This window comes from Variovorax sp. P4_B10 (assembly GCF_056402375.1).
In genome coordinates this window covers 1-15,463 of sequence record NZ_JBFUHN010000114.1, presented here as the reverse complement: position 1 = coordinate 15,463, position 15,463 = coordinate 1, and the positions used below count along the sequence as shown (strand labels likewise).

The 15,463-nt window shown below is 62.4% G+C and carries 18 protein-coding genes and 1 pseudogene; 15 read left to right on the top strand and 4 right to left on the bottom strand.

Going from position 1 to position 15,463, the window contains the following annotated elements:
* Positions 1 to 132 precede the first annotated feature (132 nt).
* The 6 genes from AC1DXX_RS30930 to AC1DXX_RS30905 all read left to right on the top strand — a co-directional run bounded on the left by AC1DXX_RS30930 (position 133) and on the right by AC1DXX_RS30905 (position 5,648).
* Positions 133 to 1,698 carry a hypothetical protein gene (locus tag AC1DXX_RS30930; protein ID WP_478138025.1) on the top strand — a complete coding sequence of 522 codons (1,566 nt, stop codon included), beginning with the start codon at positions 133 to 135 and terminating at the stop codon, positions 1,696 to 1,698.
* 15 nt (positions 1,699 to 1,713) lie between these two features.
* A complete protein-coding gene (locus AC1DXX_RS30925) occupies positions 1,714 to 2,691 on the top strand; it encodes a PoNe immunity protein domain-containing protein (protein ID WP_478138024.1) in 978 nt (325 codons plus the stop codon).
* 85 nt (positions 2,692 to 2,776) lie between these two features.
* Complete coding sequence (locus tag AC1DXX_RS30920; protein ID WP_478138023.1) at positions 2,777 to 3,247, top strand: hypothetical protein; 471 nt, start codon at positions 2,777 to 2,779, stop codon at positions 3,245 to 3,247.
* Positions 3,240 to 3,614: a hypothetical protein gene (locus AC1DXX_RS30915; protein WP_478138022.1), complete on the top strand. Its 375-nt coding sequence runs from the start codon at positions 3,240 to 3,242 to the stop codon at positions 3,612 to 3,614. Before AC1DXX_RS30920 ends, AC1DXX_RS30915 begins: the two co-directional genes overlap by 8 nt.
* Entirely contained in the window at positions 3,611 to 4,714 is a 1,104-nt protein-coding gene (locus tag AC1DXX_RS30910; protein WP_478138021.1) for a PoNe immunity protein domain-containing protein, read from the top strand. Before AC1DXX_RS30915 ends, AC1DXX_RS30910 begins: the two co-directional genes overlap by 4 nt.
* A gap of 178 nt (positions 4,715 to 4,892) precedes the next feature.
* Complete coding sequence (locus AC1DXX_RS30905; protein ID WP_478138020.1) at positions 4,893 to 5,648, top strand: PoNe immunity protein domain-containing protein; 756 nt, start codon at positions 4,893 to 4,895, stop codon at positions 5,646 to 5,648.
* 122 nt (positions 5,649 to 5,770) lie between these two features.
* Here AC1DXX_RS30905 and lipA read toward each other — a convergent pair whose 3' ends face one another.
* Genes lipA through AC1DXX_RS30885 form a run of 4 tightly spaced genes read right to left on the bottom strand, consistent with a single transcriptional unit; the run spans position 5,771 to position 8,684 of the window.
* Positions 5,771 to 6,769 (bottom strand): lipoyl synthase, encoded by a 999-nt coding sequence (gene lipA / locus AC1DXX_RS30900; protein WP_478138019.1) that lies wholly within the window; start codon positions 6,767 to 6,769, stop codon positions 5,771 to 5,773.
* A 7-nt stretch (positions 6,770 to 6,776) separates the two neighbouring features.
* Positions 6,777 to 7,457 (bottom strand): lipoyl(octanoyl) transferase LipB, encoded by a 681-nt coding sequence (gene lipB, locus AC1DXX_RS30895; RefSeq protein WP_478138018.1) that lies wholly within the window; start codon positions 7,455 to 7,457, stop codon positions 6,777 to 6,779.
* Between the two features lie 28 nt (positions 7,458 to 7,485).
* Positions 7,486 to 7,794, bottom strand: a complete 309-nt coding sequence (locus AC1DXX_RS30890; RefSeq protein WP_478138017.1) for a YbeD family protein — start codon at positions 7,792 to 7,794, stop codon at positions 7,486 to 7,488.
* Positions 7,791 to 8,684, bottom strand: coding sequence for a D-amino acid aminotransferase (locus AC1DXX_RS30885; RefSeq protein WP_478138016.1), 894 nt, complete (start codon positions 8,682 to 8,684; stop codon positions 7,791 to 7,793). The genes AC1DXX_RS30890 and AC1DXX_RS30885 overlap by 4 nt, the downstream gene beginning before the upstream one ends.
* Positions 8,685 to 8,842: 158 nt before the next feature.
* Between AC1DXX_RS30885 and AC1DXX_RS30880 the strand changes: the two genes are divergently transcribed.
* The 9 genes and pseudogenes from AC1DXX_RS30880 to AC1DXX_RS30840 all read left to right on the top strand — a co-directional run.
* Positions 8,843 to 9,328 carry an ATP synthase subunit I gene (locus AC1DXX_RS30880; protein WP_478138015.1) on the top strand — a complete coding sequence of 162 codons (486 nt, stop codon included), beginning with the start codon at positions 8,843 to 8,845 and terminating at the stop codon, positions 9,326 to 9,328.
* Positions 9,329 to 9,332: 4 nt separating this feature from the next.
* Entirely contained in the window at positions 9,333 to 10,202 is an 870-nt protein-coding gene (atpB, locus tag AC1DXX_RS30875; protein ID WP_478138014.1) for a F0F1 ATP synthase subunit A, read from the top strand.
* A gap of 60 nt (positions 10,203 to 10,262) precedes the next feature.
* A complete protein-coding gene (gene atpE / locus AC1DXX_RS30870; RefSeq protein ID WP_007830191.1) occupies positions 10,263 to 10,526 on the top strand; it encodes a F0F1 ATP synthase subunit C in 264 nt (87 codons plus the stop codon).
* Positions 10,527 to 10,603: 77 nt separating this feature from the next.
* Positions 10,604 to 11,074 carry a F0F1 ATP synthase subunit B gene (locus AC1DXX_RS30865; RefSeq protein ID WP_007830193.1) on the top strand — a complete coding sequence of 157 codons (471 nt, stop codon included), beginning with the start codon at positions 10,604 to 10,606 and terminating at the stop codon, positions 11,072 to 11,074.
* 8 nt (positions 11,075 to 11,082) lie between these two features.
* Positions 11,083 to 11,613: a F0F1 ATP synthase subunit delta gene (locus AC1DXX_RS30860; RefSeq protein WP_478138013.1), complete on the top strand. Its 531-nt coding sequence runs from the start codon at positions 11,083 to 11,085 to the stop codon at positions 11,611 to 11,613.
* Between the two features lie 38 nt (positions 11,614 to 11,651).
* Entirely contained in the window at positions 11,652 to 13,265 is a 1,614-nt protein-coding gene (gene atpA, locus AC1DXX_RS30855; RefSeq protein ID WP_478138012.1) for a F0F1 ATP synthase subunit alpha, read from the top strand.
* A 33-nt stretch (positions 13,266 to 13,298) separates the two neighbouring features.
* Positions 13,299 to 14,174: a F0F1 ATP synthase subunit gamma gene (atpG, locus tag AC1DXX_RS30850; protein ID WP_478138011.1), complete on the top strand. Its 876-nt coding sequence runs from the start codon at positions 13,299 to 13,301 to the stop codon at positions 14,172 to 14,174.
* 88 nt (positions 14,175 to 14,262) lie between these two features.
* Entirely contained in the window at positions 14,263 to 14,631 is a 369-nt protein-coding gene (locus tag AC1DXX_RS30845; protein WP_478138010.1) for a hypothetical protein, read from the top strand.
* 131 nt (positions 14,632 to 14,762) lie between these two features.
* Positions 14,763 to 15,463, top strand: a pseudogene (locus tag AC1DXX_RS30840) (F0F1 ATP synthase subunit beta); the annotation flags it as partial.

Below are 15,463 nucleotides of genomic sequence, written 5' to 3'. Positions count from 1 at the left end.
GCCGGGATCGGCGAAAGTCGTCTGGGGCGAGGACGAGCGCAAGTGGGATGGCGAATCGAAGCGGCCGAATGACCGTTTCGGTACAGCCGGCGATGCCGATGCGGCCATTGCGCTGGTGAAGGGGCTGATGTCGTGATTCCCCGCACCATTCCTATTCAGCAGGTCAAGCCGAACCTGTCGGATGCCGTTCGCATGGCGGTGGTGGAGGTCGAACGCTTTCTGGGGCTCTTCTATCCCGTGGAGGCCATCCGGCAAACGGACGCAGCCAAAGCGGTCGCGGGCCAGTGGCTGTCGCGCGTCAAGGGTTTCCATAACGACGATGACTTTCTGCACCTGACGCGGGACTTCCTGAGCTACGTGCTGAGTGGCGGCGAACGCTCGCAGGTCGCCGATCAATTGGGCTGGTACTTCGGCGGTTTCATGCCTAGCTACGGCGCGGCCTGCACCTTGATGCAGATGGCCGCTCAAGGGCAACCCTGGAGCGAGTTGCAGGCCTTCATGCACAGTCAGAGCTATGGCGATGCGCGCCATTATGTGGAGTCCTTCGACTGGGGTGGCGCCAAGACGAAGGCACAAAGCGAGATAAAGGCCTGGGCGGACATCGTGCAGGCGCAGGACAAGGCGTTGCAGGGAGCCGCCTGGGGCGAGCCGGTGCTGCTGGCGCAGGCTAACCCGATGCCTGTGCCGCCAGGCGGGCCGGTCACGGACGTGCCGGCCAATGATCCGCGCATGCCGCGGCCCAAGCCCAATCTGCGGTTGGTGCCGCCGCCCGTGCCGCCGGCCGGTGCGCAGGCGGCAGAAAAGAGTTTGCTGCGTTACTTGTTGCGCTACCCCTGGCTCATCGTGCTGGTCCCATTGATGATCCCTGGTGACACACCCAGACGCCCACCAGTCCCGGCGCCGGCAGTACCCCCGGCCGATCCTCAAGGCGGCGCCAGGCCCCAGCTCGCCCCGCAAGACGCGCCCACGGAGATCGTGGTGCCGTTGGATGAGCCCAAACCACTGGTCGACACCGACACAACCAACAACCGCTGCAAGGCGCAGAAGGAAGAGAATCAGAAAAACGGCGCTGAGTGCGAGAACGACGGCTACGTGCTGATGGAGCAGGCGCTGCTTTACAAGCGCTTGGTCGATCCACCCAAAGGGCGCGGGCTCGATGGACTATTCGAGAAGCACGAACCCGGCGACCAGCCCAACCCGATGCCCACGCAGGTGACGCAACCCAAGCCGGGCAAGCTGGTCTTTATCCCGCCAAATGCCAAGCCGCCACAAACGCGCTACGACTTTGCGGGCAAGCCGCCGCAGAGCACCTATCCGAAGTTCGTGGTGTTCGAGGCCAAGAACATTGCAAAGGGGTTCGATGAGAAGGACACCGAGGGGATCAAGGATGAGACGAAGAATCGGCTGAAGAACACTTGTGATGGGCGGCAGATGGGGGCCGACTGGACGGAGCCGCGCATTCCACAGGCGTTGAATAGGCAATACCCAAAGGCCGCCAACAGGGACTTTCGACAGGCAAAAGCTGAGCAGATAGAGGACGCAGGTTACGCCCGTTGGATTTTCGTCTGCTTGCCTGGCCCTGTCGGGAGCAACGCAAAGCTGTACGTGCTCATTGATGTGATCGCATCAGGGATGGACTTGGAAAGCAAGAGACCAAAACCGCGCAAAAGCCTAGGAAGCGCTGGCGGCAATATCTGAAAAGGGCACTACAACATGGCATTCAAGGACATGCGACGGCAAAAATTCCTGAGCGAGTCGCACGCGAATGAACGGGATGACGATCTGACATTCGGAATTCGACGCTACACCGAAAGAGTTGGCAACCCGGATCTCCGCGAGGAAGCACGACGCAAATCCGCTTGGATGGCGGCAACCTATTCCCTTGAACTCCTCATCCTTCGCTACACCGCAGGCCGCCCTATCGAGAGCTTGTCACGCGAGCTTCCCTCCGTCATCGAAGCATTTGACCGATACATCCCTTTCAACAATCCGCCTCCAAGCGAAGCTCGCACCCTCACCATCACGCAGATCGAGGCCTACGTATATGTCATGTGGCTTCTGGCCCTGTGCAAGCTGCTGGGCCATGCCGATTTGGTACCCAAGGTTCTGAGTTGGCTGGACATCGGCCGCGAATTCAGCCGGGGCCGTGACACCCTCTTCGAACAGATCGTGGGCAAGCTCACGGGCGCGATGGAAGACCCGGGGCGCTACATCCTGCACCTTGCGCCTTATGCCCCGTTGGGCAAGGCCGTGATCGCAGAGCATGCCGAGGACCGCCCCGCACTGGTCAAGGAATTCCTGGACGGCTGGTACAAGAACATGAAGGACTGCTATTGGCACGGCACGCACACTGACAAGGAGGGCTCGTCGTACTTCGGTTACTGGGCCTTCGAGGCGGCATTGGTCACGGTGCTGTGGGACCTCGACGACAGCAGCTATCGTGACCATTTGGTCTATCCGAAGGACCTTGTGGATTGGGCGCGCGAGCATCGAACAGAAGCCTTACCGTCAGGCCCGGGCCGCACACCCGGCGGCGAGGCGTGCCCACAAGCAGGCTGGTGGTTCACGCCTGCACTGAAGGGAAGTCGGCGTTATTTCAAACAAGGTGATGTGATGCCGGTCATCGAGGGCAGTGACTACGGCTCGACGTTCTGGCAATGGGACGTCGATCAGTCTGCACCGAAGCTCTGAGATTTCAGTTCGAGGTGGCACAAGAAAAGGCACGGGGCCAGGCCTGCTGATTTCGACRCTGGCCCAGGAGAGRGCWGCGGGCAGCGTGCAGGACACAACGAGCGTGTGCGGCCAGCTCGCGGGCGCGCTGCGCGAAGCGCAGAACCTGTCGGGCGCGGCCGGCGGCGTCAAGGCGCTGGCGCTGGGTGCGACGGCGCTGCTGCAACCGCTCATCGACGACCTCGACCCGAAGAAGAACGGCCACTACCCCGGCAGCGTCAACGGCCAGGATGCCCGGGAGCCCAAAGGTGGAGAAGGTGCGGAATCACGGCAGAGCCAGGACCCYGTSCCCGCCTTCGCCCGGCCGCTCATGGTGCTCGAYGCGGCCATGAGCCTGAACATGGCCACGCCCGCGAGTGCCACGGTGTTTGCGGGCGAGGCGATCCACTGGACCGCGCAGGAGCATGACCGAGCGGCAGGTGGCCCTGTGGTGCATGCTGTCGCAGCCGAAGAAGGGGTTGCAGATGTCGGATGCGTGGCTGCATGCCGGCGTAGAGCGCTCGCTTTGGATGAATAACGAAGTCAACCGCTGGGTCTATGTCTACTTCGCAATCCCCGGCACCAGCCCGCCCAGGGACTACACGTCAGCAGCGGGCGGGCCGTTGAAGAAAGCCATGGCGCCTGGCATGCCTGAGCATGTCGTCGCCAGCGCCGAGGTGGCGAGGCGCCAACTGGCAGGCGGCGACCCTTACGATCTGGCGCTACACGACCAGCACAAGGCCGATCACACGCCATCGGACATTTTCACGGCTGCGGAGATTGACGGGGTGGCGGAACGCTATGACCGGGTCAAGGCGCTGGCGCCGACCCAACAACCGTCATCGGAACCTCAAACACAACAGCCATCTACCTCACCCACATCGCGTAAGGGCAGAAAGCAATGAGCAAACCCAAGAAGCCTTCCCTGCTGCCTGAACCCGACGAGATGCACCTGCGTCGGCGCCAGCAGTATCTTTACAAGGCGTTGTACGAGAACATTCGCAACAAGCAGCTTGAGGCTATCGCGATCACGACCGAAGACGTGCAGGAGCAGAAAGTCGGCACCATGAGTTCCGTTGCTGCCAGGCAATCGGCGTACAACGTGAAATTCTGGCTCTGGATGCTCGACTACACGGCGGGTGTCGACCTCGATGTGTTGGCCCCTCAACTCACCGGCATCGTGGACGAGTTCGTGCGCTGGAACGATGCGAACATTCCCTATCGGCAGTACCTGAAGGACAAGTACGCGGAGGAAGACAAGCAGCAGGGTGTCACCACGCACCTCGAAATCTGCGCCGTCGATTTCGACAACCAGATCGTGTACGAGAACGCGCTGCAACTGCTCAGCGTCGCCATCATGCTGCGCGACTCCCGTTCGGCCAGGCGCATCGTCAAGGCGATGGTCTTCAACCGCTACGCCGACGCGTTGTACGAGCAGCTGATTTCGACCTACGTGGACGACCCGCAGGAAGACATGCGGGAGGTGCTGCACGATGAGCCTTACAGCACGCTGGTCGAGGCCTACTTCGAGGACGATGACGCCAAGGCCGTCGCTTTGGTCAAGGACTACCTGAAGAATTGGTACAAGCACCAGGACGGCGCGCGCTGGTACAACGCCCACCTCAAGATCGAGAACGACCGTTCGTTCTACTACGGCTACTGGGCCTTCGAGGCCGGTGCGACCTGCTATCTGCTCGACCTCGACGACCGCACGATCGATCACATGGTGTATCCGAAGGACCTGGTGGCCTACGGCCGCAAGCTGCGCGCCGAAGACCGCTGGACCAGTTCGCCGGATGCGCCGCTGGAAACGAATGACGCGACGTCGGTCAAGCTCAGCCGCCCCGGCGGTGAGCCGTGTCCCCAAGCCGGCTGGTGGTTCACGCCCGCCAAGGTCGGCAGCCGCCGCCACTTCGAGGCCGGCGAGGTCATGCCCGTCATCGAAGACAGCGACTATGGCGCCACCCTCTGGCAGTGGGATGCCAATCAGTCGGAGGGACACTGACGGGCCGGGCACACGATCACAAGAGAGTTTGGTGATGCCCACTCAATGCCGAGGAGCTCAGTCGTAGCTCACAAAATGCAGGTTCTCCCGGAGCGTCAACGCCATGATTAAGTCGTCCCTCCCTCCTTTTCACCTCAGTCGGCGCCAGCAATTCCTGGATGAAAGCTATTAGCTCTTCTTGAAGGAGTTTGATGTCACTCACACGATGAATGACATAGAGCACGCACTTCTCCATGGCAATCTGTCGGACGAGATGCGCTGCCTCGAACATCTTCGCAAGGCGGACGAACTGTATGAAATGATGTCGCGGGACTACACCGCTGGCCAACCGATTGACGAGTTGCGAAAAAAGTTCGGCGCTATTGTTCAGGCGTACAAGGAGGCCGCCGATTTCAACCGCATCTACGAAAAAGAGCCGGCGATGCCGCTCTTCGACTTCAAGCACAAAGACGACTACGTCCGAGTGGTGGCGCTGTTATCGCTGGCGATTCTTCTGCATCGCGAAGACCTGATCCCCGTTGTTCACTCACTGTTCAAGGGTGGTGCCCCCGACGAAAACGATGCATTGGTCGAAGACTTCCTCGGAGCGTATTTGCCAGACCGCCCTTACCTCGAGACGGGCTACCACGAAGTGCCGTACGGCATCTTGCTCGATGCCACAGCTGAAAAAACGCCCCATGGAAGAAAAGCAAGAAGACATCGGGCTTTCCTCAAGGCGTGGTACCTCGGCATGAAGGGCACGGGCTGGTACAACAGTCACAAGAACCAGTCGCCCCGGGGTGCCGGGGGCTACTTCGGCTACTGGGCATTCGAGGCGGCGGCTGTTGCCTACCTCTACGACGTGGACGATGCGCCCTTCCGCGAACATCTGGTCTACCCAAAGGATCTCGCAGACTTTGCGCGGTCGATGCCACGGCTGACGGTGGAGAGGTGATGCCTGTCATCCAGGACGCGGTTCGACCTCCTGGCAATGGGGCATTGACAGTCCGTACCGAAGCTCTTTAGGACACTCGCTCGTCTGCGATTCCGACCGACACGTCGATCCGCCGTATCTGCCTACACCCCAGCCGCGTGCGCCTGCTGATCCGCGTGATAGCTCGACCGCACCATCGCCCCCACGGCCGCATGGCTGAAGCCCATCTTGTAGGCCTCTTCCTCGAACATCTTGAAGGTGTCCGGGTGCACATAGCGACGCACCGGCAGGTGCGAGCCCGACGGTGACAGGTACTGGCCGATGGTCAGCATGTCGATGTCGTGGGCGCGCATGTCGCGCATCACCTGCAGGATCTCTTCGTCGGTTTCGCCCAGGCCCACCATGATGCCGCTCTTGGTCGGCACGTCGGGGTGCAGCGCCTTGAACTTCTTCAGCAGGTTCAGGCTGAACTGGTAGTCGCTGCCGGGGCGTGCTTCCTTGTAGAGGCGCGGCGCGGTCTCGAGGTTGTGGTTCATCACGTCCGGCGGTGCGGCCTTGAGGATCTCGAGCGCACGGTCGTCGCGGCCGCGGAAGTCGGGCACCAGGATCTCGATCTGCGTCATCGGCGAGAGCTCGCGGATGTTGGTGATGCAATCGACGAAATGCTGGCTGCCGCCGTCGCGCAGGTCGTCGCGGTCGACGCTGGTGATCACCACGTACTTCAGGCGCAGTTTCGCGATGGTCTTCGCGAGGTTGAGCGGCTCGTCCTTGTCGAGCGGGTCGGGGCGGCCGTGGCCCACGTCGCAGAACGGGCAGCGCCGGGTGCACTTGTCGCCCATGATCATGAAGGTGGCCGTGCCGTTGCCGAAGCATTCGCCGATGTTCGGGCACGAGGCTTCTTCGCAGACGGTGTGCAGGTTGCTCTCGCGCAGGATCTGCTTGATCTCGTAGAAGCGCGTGGTGGGGCTGCCGGCCTTCACGCGGATCCAGTCCGGCTTCTTGAGCACTTCGCCGCCCTGGATCACCTTGACGGGGATGCGCGAGAGCTTGGCCGCGGCCTTCTGCTTGGCCAGCGGGTTGTAGTTTTCGGCGCTTTGCGCCTCTCTCACTACGGGGGACGGGACGACTTCGGTGGTGCTCATTGGATTGCTAGGGCGCCAGGTAGGTGGTGAGCTTCTGGCTCAGGACCCGGGCAGCTTCTTCCCATGTGGTTTGGATGCCGATTGTAGAAAGGTCGACCGTTTGCAGCCCCGCGTAGCCGCAAGGGTTGATGCGGGAGAAGGGTTCGAGGTCCATGTCGACATTGAGCGCCACGCCGTGGTAAGTGGCGTGGCGGCTCACCTTGATGCCGAGCGCTGCGATCTTGCCGAGGCCGCGGAACGGGTCGCCGGCGGGCAGCGGACCGGTCAGCGCGGCGTGAGAGAACGGGTCATCGAGCCGTACGTAGATGCCCGGCGCGCCCGGCACGCGGTGGCCGGTCACGCCGAAGTGGGCGAGCGTGCGCAGCACCGATTCCTCGATGCGGTAGACGTATTCCTTGACGAAATAGCCGGCGCGGCGCAGGTCGATCAGCGGATAGGCCACCACTTGGCCGGGGCCGTGGAAGGTGACTTGTCCGCCGCGGTCGGTCTGCACCACGGGGATGTCGCCGGGGTTCAGGATGTGGTCCTGCTTGCCGGCGAGCCCTTGCGTGTAGACCGGGGCGTGCTCGCAAATCCATAGCGCATCGGCCGTTTCCGGCGAGCGCTCCTGCGTGAACCGCTTCATCGCGGCATAGGTCCCGACATAGTCGGCGCGACCCAGCCACTGCGGGGCGATGGCGGTGCTCATCGGGTGATCTGCCACCGGCATCCAGGCCTCAAAGAACGACCTTGACCGATGGGTGCGACGACAGCGCGCGGTACAGGTCGTCGAGTTGCTCGCGGCTGGTGGCGGTGACAGTGATCGTCACGCCGAGGTAGTTGCCGGCCTTGCTGTCGCGCAACTCGACGGTGGTGGCGTCGAAGGCCGGGTCGAAGCGCTCGGCGATCTGCGTGATGGCGTGCACGAGGCCGTCGGTCTTCACGCCCATCACCTTGATCGGAAACTGCGAGGGGTACTCGATCAGCGACTCCTTGCGCGGATCGGGAATGGGTGTGTCGACTGTGTCGGTGGTGTTCTCGGTCATGCCGGGGCTCCTTGCTTCTGTGCGTTGCGTTGCTTGGCCTGTTGGTAGGCGGCATACAAGCGCTTGTAGATGGGGCCGGGATGGCCGTTGCCAATGGTCTTGCCGTCGAGCGTGACGACGGGCAGCACTTCCTTGCTGGCCGAGGACAGCAGCAGCTCGTCGGCGCCGAACACCTCGCCCTGCGAGACGCGCCGCAGGGCGAAGGGAATGCCGCCCTCCTGGCACAGGCGTTCGAGCAAGCCGTAGCGGATGCCGGTCAGCACGAGGTTGTCCTTGGGCGGCCCGATGAGCACGCCGTCCTTCACGATCCACACATTGCTCGACGAGGCCTCGCTGAGCCAGTCGCCTCGGAACATGATGGTGTCCGCTGCGCCCGCCTCGACACTGATCTGTCGCGAGAGCACGGCACCCAGCAGGCTGGTGCTCTTGATGTGCGCCTTCTGCCAGCGGAAGTCGTCCGCGCTCACGCAGGCCACGCCTTTGGCGCGCACCGCTTCGGACACGGGCGGCAGCGGATTCACCATCACGAACACCGTGGGCTTGAGGCCCTTGATCATCGCGTGGTCGCGCGGCGCCACGCCGCGGGTGATCTGGAAGTAGACGGCCTGAGGCTCGTCGCCGCCGGGCGCGGTCAGCCGCATCACGATGTCGCGCCACTGCGCGAGCGAGAGCGGGTTGACAATCTGTAGTTCGGCCAGCGATCGATCGAGGCGCGCCATGTGCTCCTCGAAGCAGAAGGGCTGGCCGCCGTAGACGGGAACGACCTCGTAGATGCCGTCGCCGAAAATGAAGCCACGATCGAGTACGCTGATCTTCGCGTCGCGCAGCGCGGTGTACTCGCCACCGAGGTAACAAAGCGTGGCGGGCAGGGCGTCGGTGATAGGGTGCATGACGGAATTATGGTTGTGCGCGCCGAGTCGGGCTCTCGTCAGGTCATGCGACCACCGTTTTGCAAACGTGACAGCGCCTGTGGCCGGACAGGCTGGGTTTTTACTTATAATCAATGGCTTTGTAGAAATTCTGGGTCGTCATCCGGGCTTCATTCGACATGAAAACAATTGCCCGGCAAGACAGGGAGGTCACTGAAGACCTCGACGCAGAATTCAAGCCGTTGACCGCCGATGAGGCGCGTGAACTGCGAGCAAAGAACCCTTCGGTCTCCCCTTGGCGGGTGGTCGCGGGTCAGTTGGTTGTCGGTCTGGTGGTGGCTCTGGCCATCTGGGGACTGACGGGGAGGCAAAATCTGGGTTGGTCCGCCGCATATGGCGCGATCGCCGTGGTCATTCCATCGGCGGTATTCGCACGCGGGCTGACCGGTCGGTTTTCTTCCCTGAATCCGGGCACTGCGGTGTTTGGGTTCTTCCTCTGGGAAATGGTCAAGATGGCCTTGTCCGTGGCGATGCTGATCGCCGCGCCAAGGCTGATAACGGCGCTGAGCTGGCCTGCAATGCTGGTCGGCTTGGTGGTGACAATGAAGGCGGCCTGGTTGGCGGTGATGTTCTCGCCCCGGCGCCGGCAACAGAGAGACGAGTAACGGAATGGCTGCTGAAAACGCTGCGGAACATGGTCAGACCGCGGGTGAATACATCGTTCACCACTTGACGCACCTGCAAAGCTCCAAGCCTGGAGGTGTGGCCGACCTTTCCGTTTTCAACTTCGACTCGCTCTTTTTCTCCATCGCTCTGGGCATCCTGGGTTGCTGGCTGCTCTGGCTCGCTGCACGCAAGGCCACGTCGGGCGTTCCGGGTCGCTTCCAGGCGGCGGTCGAGTTGCTGGTCGAAATGGTCGACCAGCAAGCCAAGGGCATCGTCCACAACGCCACGAGCCGCAAGTTCGTCGCTCCGCTGGCGCTCACCATCTTCGTCTGGATCTTCCTGCTGAACGCAATGGACCTGTTCCCGGTCGATTTGTTCCCGGCCATCTGGGCCCAGGTCTTCGGCATCGCCGGCCATGACCCGCACCACGCCTACCTGCGCGTCGTGCCCACCGCCGACCTCTCGGTGACCATGGGCATGTCGGTGGCCGTGCTGCTGATCTGCATCTTCTACAACATCAAGATCAAGGGCGCCGGTGGCTGGATTCACGAGCTGTTCACCGCACCCTTCGGCAACCACTGGGCGCTGTACCCCTTCAACTTCGCCATGCAGATGATCGAGTTCGTCGCCAAGACGGTCTCGCACGGCATGCGTCTGTTCGGCAACATGTACGCCGGCGAGTTGATCTTCCTGCTGATCGCCCTGATGGGTGGCGCCTTCACGCTGTCGGCCACCGGCATCGGCCTGGCCATCGGCCACATCGTCGCGGGCACGGCCTGGGCCATCTTCCACATCCTGATCATCACGCTGCAAGCCTTCGTGTTCATGATGCTGACGCTGGTCTACATCGGCCAGGCCCACGATCACCACTGATCATCCAGTTTCGTTTTTGTTTTTCGTTTTCTCTTCAACCAAAGTCCTCTAGGAGTCATCATGGAAGTTATTAGCTTTGTTGCACTGGCCGCCGGCCTGATCATCGGTCTGGGCGCTGTGGGCGCATGTATCGGCATCGGCATCATGGGCAGCAAGTACCTCGAGTCGGCCGCACGTCAGCCTGAACTCATGGGCGAACTTCAAACCAAGATGTTCCTGCTGGCTGGTCTGATCGACGCCGCTTTCATTATCGGCACCGGTATCGCCCTGTGGTTCGCAACGGCCAACCCGTTCCTGGCTCAAATCGCCAACCTGCCGAAGTAAGTCTTTCTCGTCGGACCCGTGTCGTCGTTCCCCTCTGTGGAATGGCTTCGCATTCAATCCCAAAGAGAGGGTGAAAAGTGAGCATTACCGGTACCCTGATCGTTCAGATGATCGTGTTCCTGATCCTGGTCGGGTTCACGATGAAGTTCGTGTGGCCGCCGATCGCGAAGGCGCTGGACGACCGCGCTGCGAAGATCGCCGAAGGCCTCGCTGCCGCCGACAAGGCCAAGTCCGAGCTGTCCGCCGCCAACAAGCGCGTGGAAGCCGAGCTGGGTCAGGCGCGCAACGAGTCCGCACAACGTCTTGCCGACGCCGAACGTCGCGCCCAGGCCATCGTTGAAGAGGCCAAGGCCCGCGCGACCGAAGAAGGCAACAAGATCGTTGCAGCTGCACGTGTCGAAGCCGACCAGCAGGCACTGAAGGCCCGTGAAGCCCTGCGCGAGCAGGTTGCCGCACTGGCCGTCAAGGGCGCAGAGCAGATTCTGCGCAAGGAAGTGAATGCGGGCGTTCACGCCGATTTGCTCGCCCGTCTRCAGACCGAACTCTGATAGAAGCCATGGCAGAACTCGCCACCATTGCACGCCCCTACGCCGAGGCGCTTTTCAAGGCGTCGTCGTCCGACGTCGCCGGAGCCGGCGCCTGGCTCGAAAAGATTGCCGCCATCGCGGCCAATCCGGAGCTCCAGCAGTTCGCCGATAACCCCAAGGCCACGGCCGAGCAGGTTCTCGGTGTGGTCGCCGGTGCCTTCGGTGCGCCGTTGGCCGCTCATGCCCAGAACTTCCTGGGTGCGCTCCTCGAGAACGGGCGTTTTTCGGTGCTGCCGGAAATTGCGAAGCAGTTCCGGGCACTGGCCAACGCGAAGAGCGGTTCTTCCGACGCCGTGGTCTACAGCGCCTTCCCGATCGATGCCGCGGCCCTGGCCACTGTGTCGACCGCGCTCGAAAAGCGTTTCGGTCGCAAGCTCCAGGTCACGGTCCAGCAAGAGCCGGAACTGATCGGCGGCATTCGTGTGGTGGTCGGCGACGAGGTGCTCGACACCTCCGTCAAAGCGCGCCTTGAACAAATGAAAGTTGCGCTGGCTGCCTGACGGCCTCCAGCCCCTTACAAAGAAAGAAGGAAAGAGTCATGCAACTCAATCCCGCAGAAATTTCCGAACTGATCAAGAGCCGCATCGAGGGCCTCGGGGTCAGCGCCAACATCCGCAACGAGGGCACCGTGGTTTCGGTGACCGACGGTATCGTGCGCGTGCACGGCCTGTCCGATGCAATGCAGGGCGAAATGCTTGAATTCCCGCCCAGCGCCGACGGCACGCCGTCGTTCGGCCTCGCACTGAATCTCGAGCGCGACTCGGTCGGCGCCGTGATTCTGGGCGAGTACGAGCACATCTCCGAAGGCGACACCGTCAAGTGCACGGGCCGCATCCTGGAAGTGCCGGTCGGCCCCGAACTCATCGGCCGCGTGGTGAATGCGCTGGGTCAGCCGATCGACGGCAAGGGCCCGATCAACGCCAAGATGACCGACGTGATCGAAAAGGTTGCGCCGGGCGTGATCGCGCGGAAGTCCGTCGACCAGCCGATGCAGACCGGCCTCAAGTCGATCGACTCGATGGTGCCGATCGGCCGTGGCCAGCGCGAACTGATCATCGGCGACCGCCAGACCGGCAAGACCGCCGTGGCGATCGACGCGATCATCAACCAGAAGGGTCAGAACATGACCTGCGTCTACGTCGCGATCGGCCAGAAGGCTTCGTCGATCAAGAACGTGGTGCGCGCCCTGGAACAAGCCGGTGCGATGGACTACACCATCGTGGTGGCCGCATCGGCCTCCGAATCGGCTGCCATGCAGTACGTGTCGGCCTACTCGGGCTGCACGATGGGCGAATACTTCCGCGACCGCGGCCAGGACGCGCTGATCGTCTATGACGACCTGTCCAAGCAGGCCGTGGCCTACCGCCAGGTGTCGCTGCTGCTGCGCCGCCCGCCAGGCCGCGAAGCCTACCCCGGCGACGTGTTCTATCTCCACAGCCGTCTGCTCGAGCGCGCAGCCCGCGTGAATGCCGATTACGTCGAAGCCTTCACCAAGGGTGAAGTCAAGGGCAAGACCGGTTYGCTGACCGCACTGCCGATCATCGAAACGCAAGCCGGCGACGTGTCCRCCTTCGTTCCGACCAACGTGATCTCGATCACCGACGGCCAGATCTTCCTGGAAACCAACCTGTTCAACGCCGGTATCCGCCCCGCCATCAACGCCGGTATCTCGGTGTCGCGCGTGGGTTCGTCGGCGCAGACCAACCTGATCAAGAACCAGTCGGGCGGTATTCGTACCGACCTGGCCCAGTACCGTGAACTGGCCGCGTTCGCGCAGTTCGCTTCCGACCTCGACGAAGCGACCCGCAAGCAACTCGACCGCGGTGCGCGCGTGACGGAACTGCTGAAGCAGGCCCAGTACAGCCCGCTGCCGATCTCGCTGATGAATGCCACGCTGTTCGCAGTGAACAAGGGCTTCATGGACGACATCGACGTCAAGAAGGTGCTCTCGTTCGAACACGGCTTCCATCAGCTGCTGAAGACGAGCCACGCTGCCCTGCTCGACACCATGGAAAAGAACGGTGCCAAGTGGGACGTCAAGCCGGCCAAGCCGGACGACAGCGCGGAAAAGCAAGCCTTCAAGAAGGTTTGCCAGGACGCCGAAGCCGAACTGTTGGCCGCCGCCACCTCGTTCAAGAAGTCGTTCGCCTGATCGACCCCTTGACCGACGCAAGAAGGAGCTCTTATGGCAGCTGGTAAGGAAATCCGCGGCAAGATCAAATCGGTGGAAAACACCAAGAAGATCACCAAGGCCATGGAAATGGTCTCGGTTTCCAAGATGCGCAAGGCGCAAGAGCGCATGCGTGCCGCCCGCCCCTACAGCGAGAAAATCCGCAACATCGCGGCCAACCTTGGCAAGGCGAACCCGGAGTACACGCACGCGTTCATGAAGAAGAACGACGCGAAGGCTGTCGGCTTCATCATCGTGACGAGCGACAAGGGCCTGTGCGGTGGCTTGAACACCAACCTGCTGCGCGCCGTCACGACCAAGCTGCGCGAGGCGCAGGGCGCCGGCGTTGYCATCGAGTCGGTCGCCATCGGCAGCAAGGGCCTGGGCTTCCTGAATCGCATCGGCGCGCGCGTGGTCGCGCATGTCACCCACCTGGGCGACACGCCGCATCTCGACAAGCTCATCGGCCCGGTCAAGACGCTGCTCGACGCCTATGCGGAAGGCAAGCTCTCGGCCGTGTACCTGTGCTACACGAAGTTCATCAACACGATCAAGCAGGAGCCGCTTGTCGAGCAACTGCTGCCGCTGGCCGCAGACTCGCTGCAAGTCGAGGCGGGCCAGCATTCGTGGGACTACATCTACGAGCCCGATGCGCAAAGCGTGATCGACGAGTTGCTGGTTCGCTATGTCGAGTCGCTGGTCTACCAGGCCGTGGCCGAGAACATGGCGTCCGAGCACTCGGCGCGGATGGTGGCCATGAAGGCGGCCACCGACAACGCAGGCAACGTGATCGACGAGCTGAAGCTGGTCTACAACAAGACCCGCCAGGCCGGCATCACCAAGGAACTCTCGGAAATCGTGTCGGGCGCTGCTGCAGCCGCCGGTGTTTGATCGAGGCAATGCAACAGGCCACATTGCCGATCGGCTGCACGCTGTGCGTCCGGTAACCCAGGCCTACTTTTTAGGGGATTCCGCACAAATGAAGAAACTTCTCGTACTGGTGGCCGTTGCTGCCGCTCTGACTGCTTGCTCCAAGAAGGAAGAGGCGCCCGCCGCTGCACCGGCTCCTGCCGCCGCACCTGCGCCCGCTCCGGCTCCCGCCGCAGCGCCTGCTGCAGCCCCGACGGCATCGGCCGCCGACCTGCCGCAAGAGTGCAACGACTACCTGGCCAAGGTGCAGACCTGCGTGTCCTCGCAAAGCGGCGCCGCCGCCGATGCGATGAAGTCGGGCCTCGATCAGACCAAGGCCACCTGGGCTTCGATGGGTGCCGACAAGGCTGCGCTGGGCCAGGCCTGCAAGGCTGCTTCGGACGCCTTCGCTGCACAAGCGACGGCCATGAAGTGCTGATCGGAAGAAGTATCTGAGTTCAAGGGTGCCGGCCCGTCCGGCATTCTTGCAAAAGCGGCCCGTTTTGGCATCAGGACGCTTCTGCAAGAACCTGTCGCAAATTTATTGAGATCCATCCAGAAGGAAACGCCATGGCTGAAGGAAAAATTGTCCAATGTATCGGCGCCGTGGTCGACGTGGAGTTCCCGCGTGACCAGATGCCCAAGGTGTACGACGCCTTGAAATTCGAAGGCGGCGGGCTGACCCTCGAAGTTCAGCAGCAGCTCGGCGACGGCATCGTGCGTACCATCGCGCTGGGCTCGTCCGACGGCCTGCGTCGCGGCCTGATCGTCACCAACACCGGCGCGCCCATCACCGTGCCGGTCGGCAAGGCCACGCTCGGCCGCATCATGGACGTGCTCGGCCGTCCGATCGACGAGCGCGGCGAAGTGAGCCAGGACCTCACTGCGTCCATCCACCGCAAGGCCCCTGCGTACGACGAGCTGTCGCCCTCGCAAGACCTGCTGGAAACCGGCATCAAGGTGATCGACCTGGTGTGCCCGTTCGCCAAGGGCGGCAAGGTGGGCCTGTTCGGCGGCGCCGGCGTGGGCAAGACCGTGAACATGATGGAACTCATCAACAACATCGCCAAGGCTCACTCGGGTCTGTCGGTGTTCGCCGGTGTGGGTGAACGTACCCGTGAAGGCAACGACTTCTATCACGAGATGGCCGACTCCGGCGTCGTGAACCTCGAGAAGCTCGAGGAGTCGAAGGTGGCCATGGTCTACGGCCAGATGAACGAACCCCCGGGCAACCGTCTGCGCGTGGCGCTGACCGGCCTGACCATTGCCGA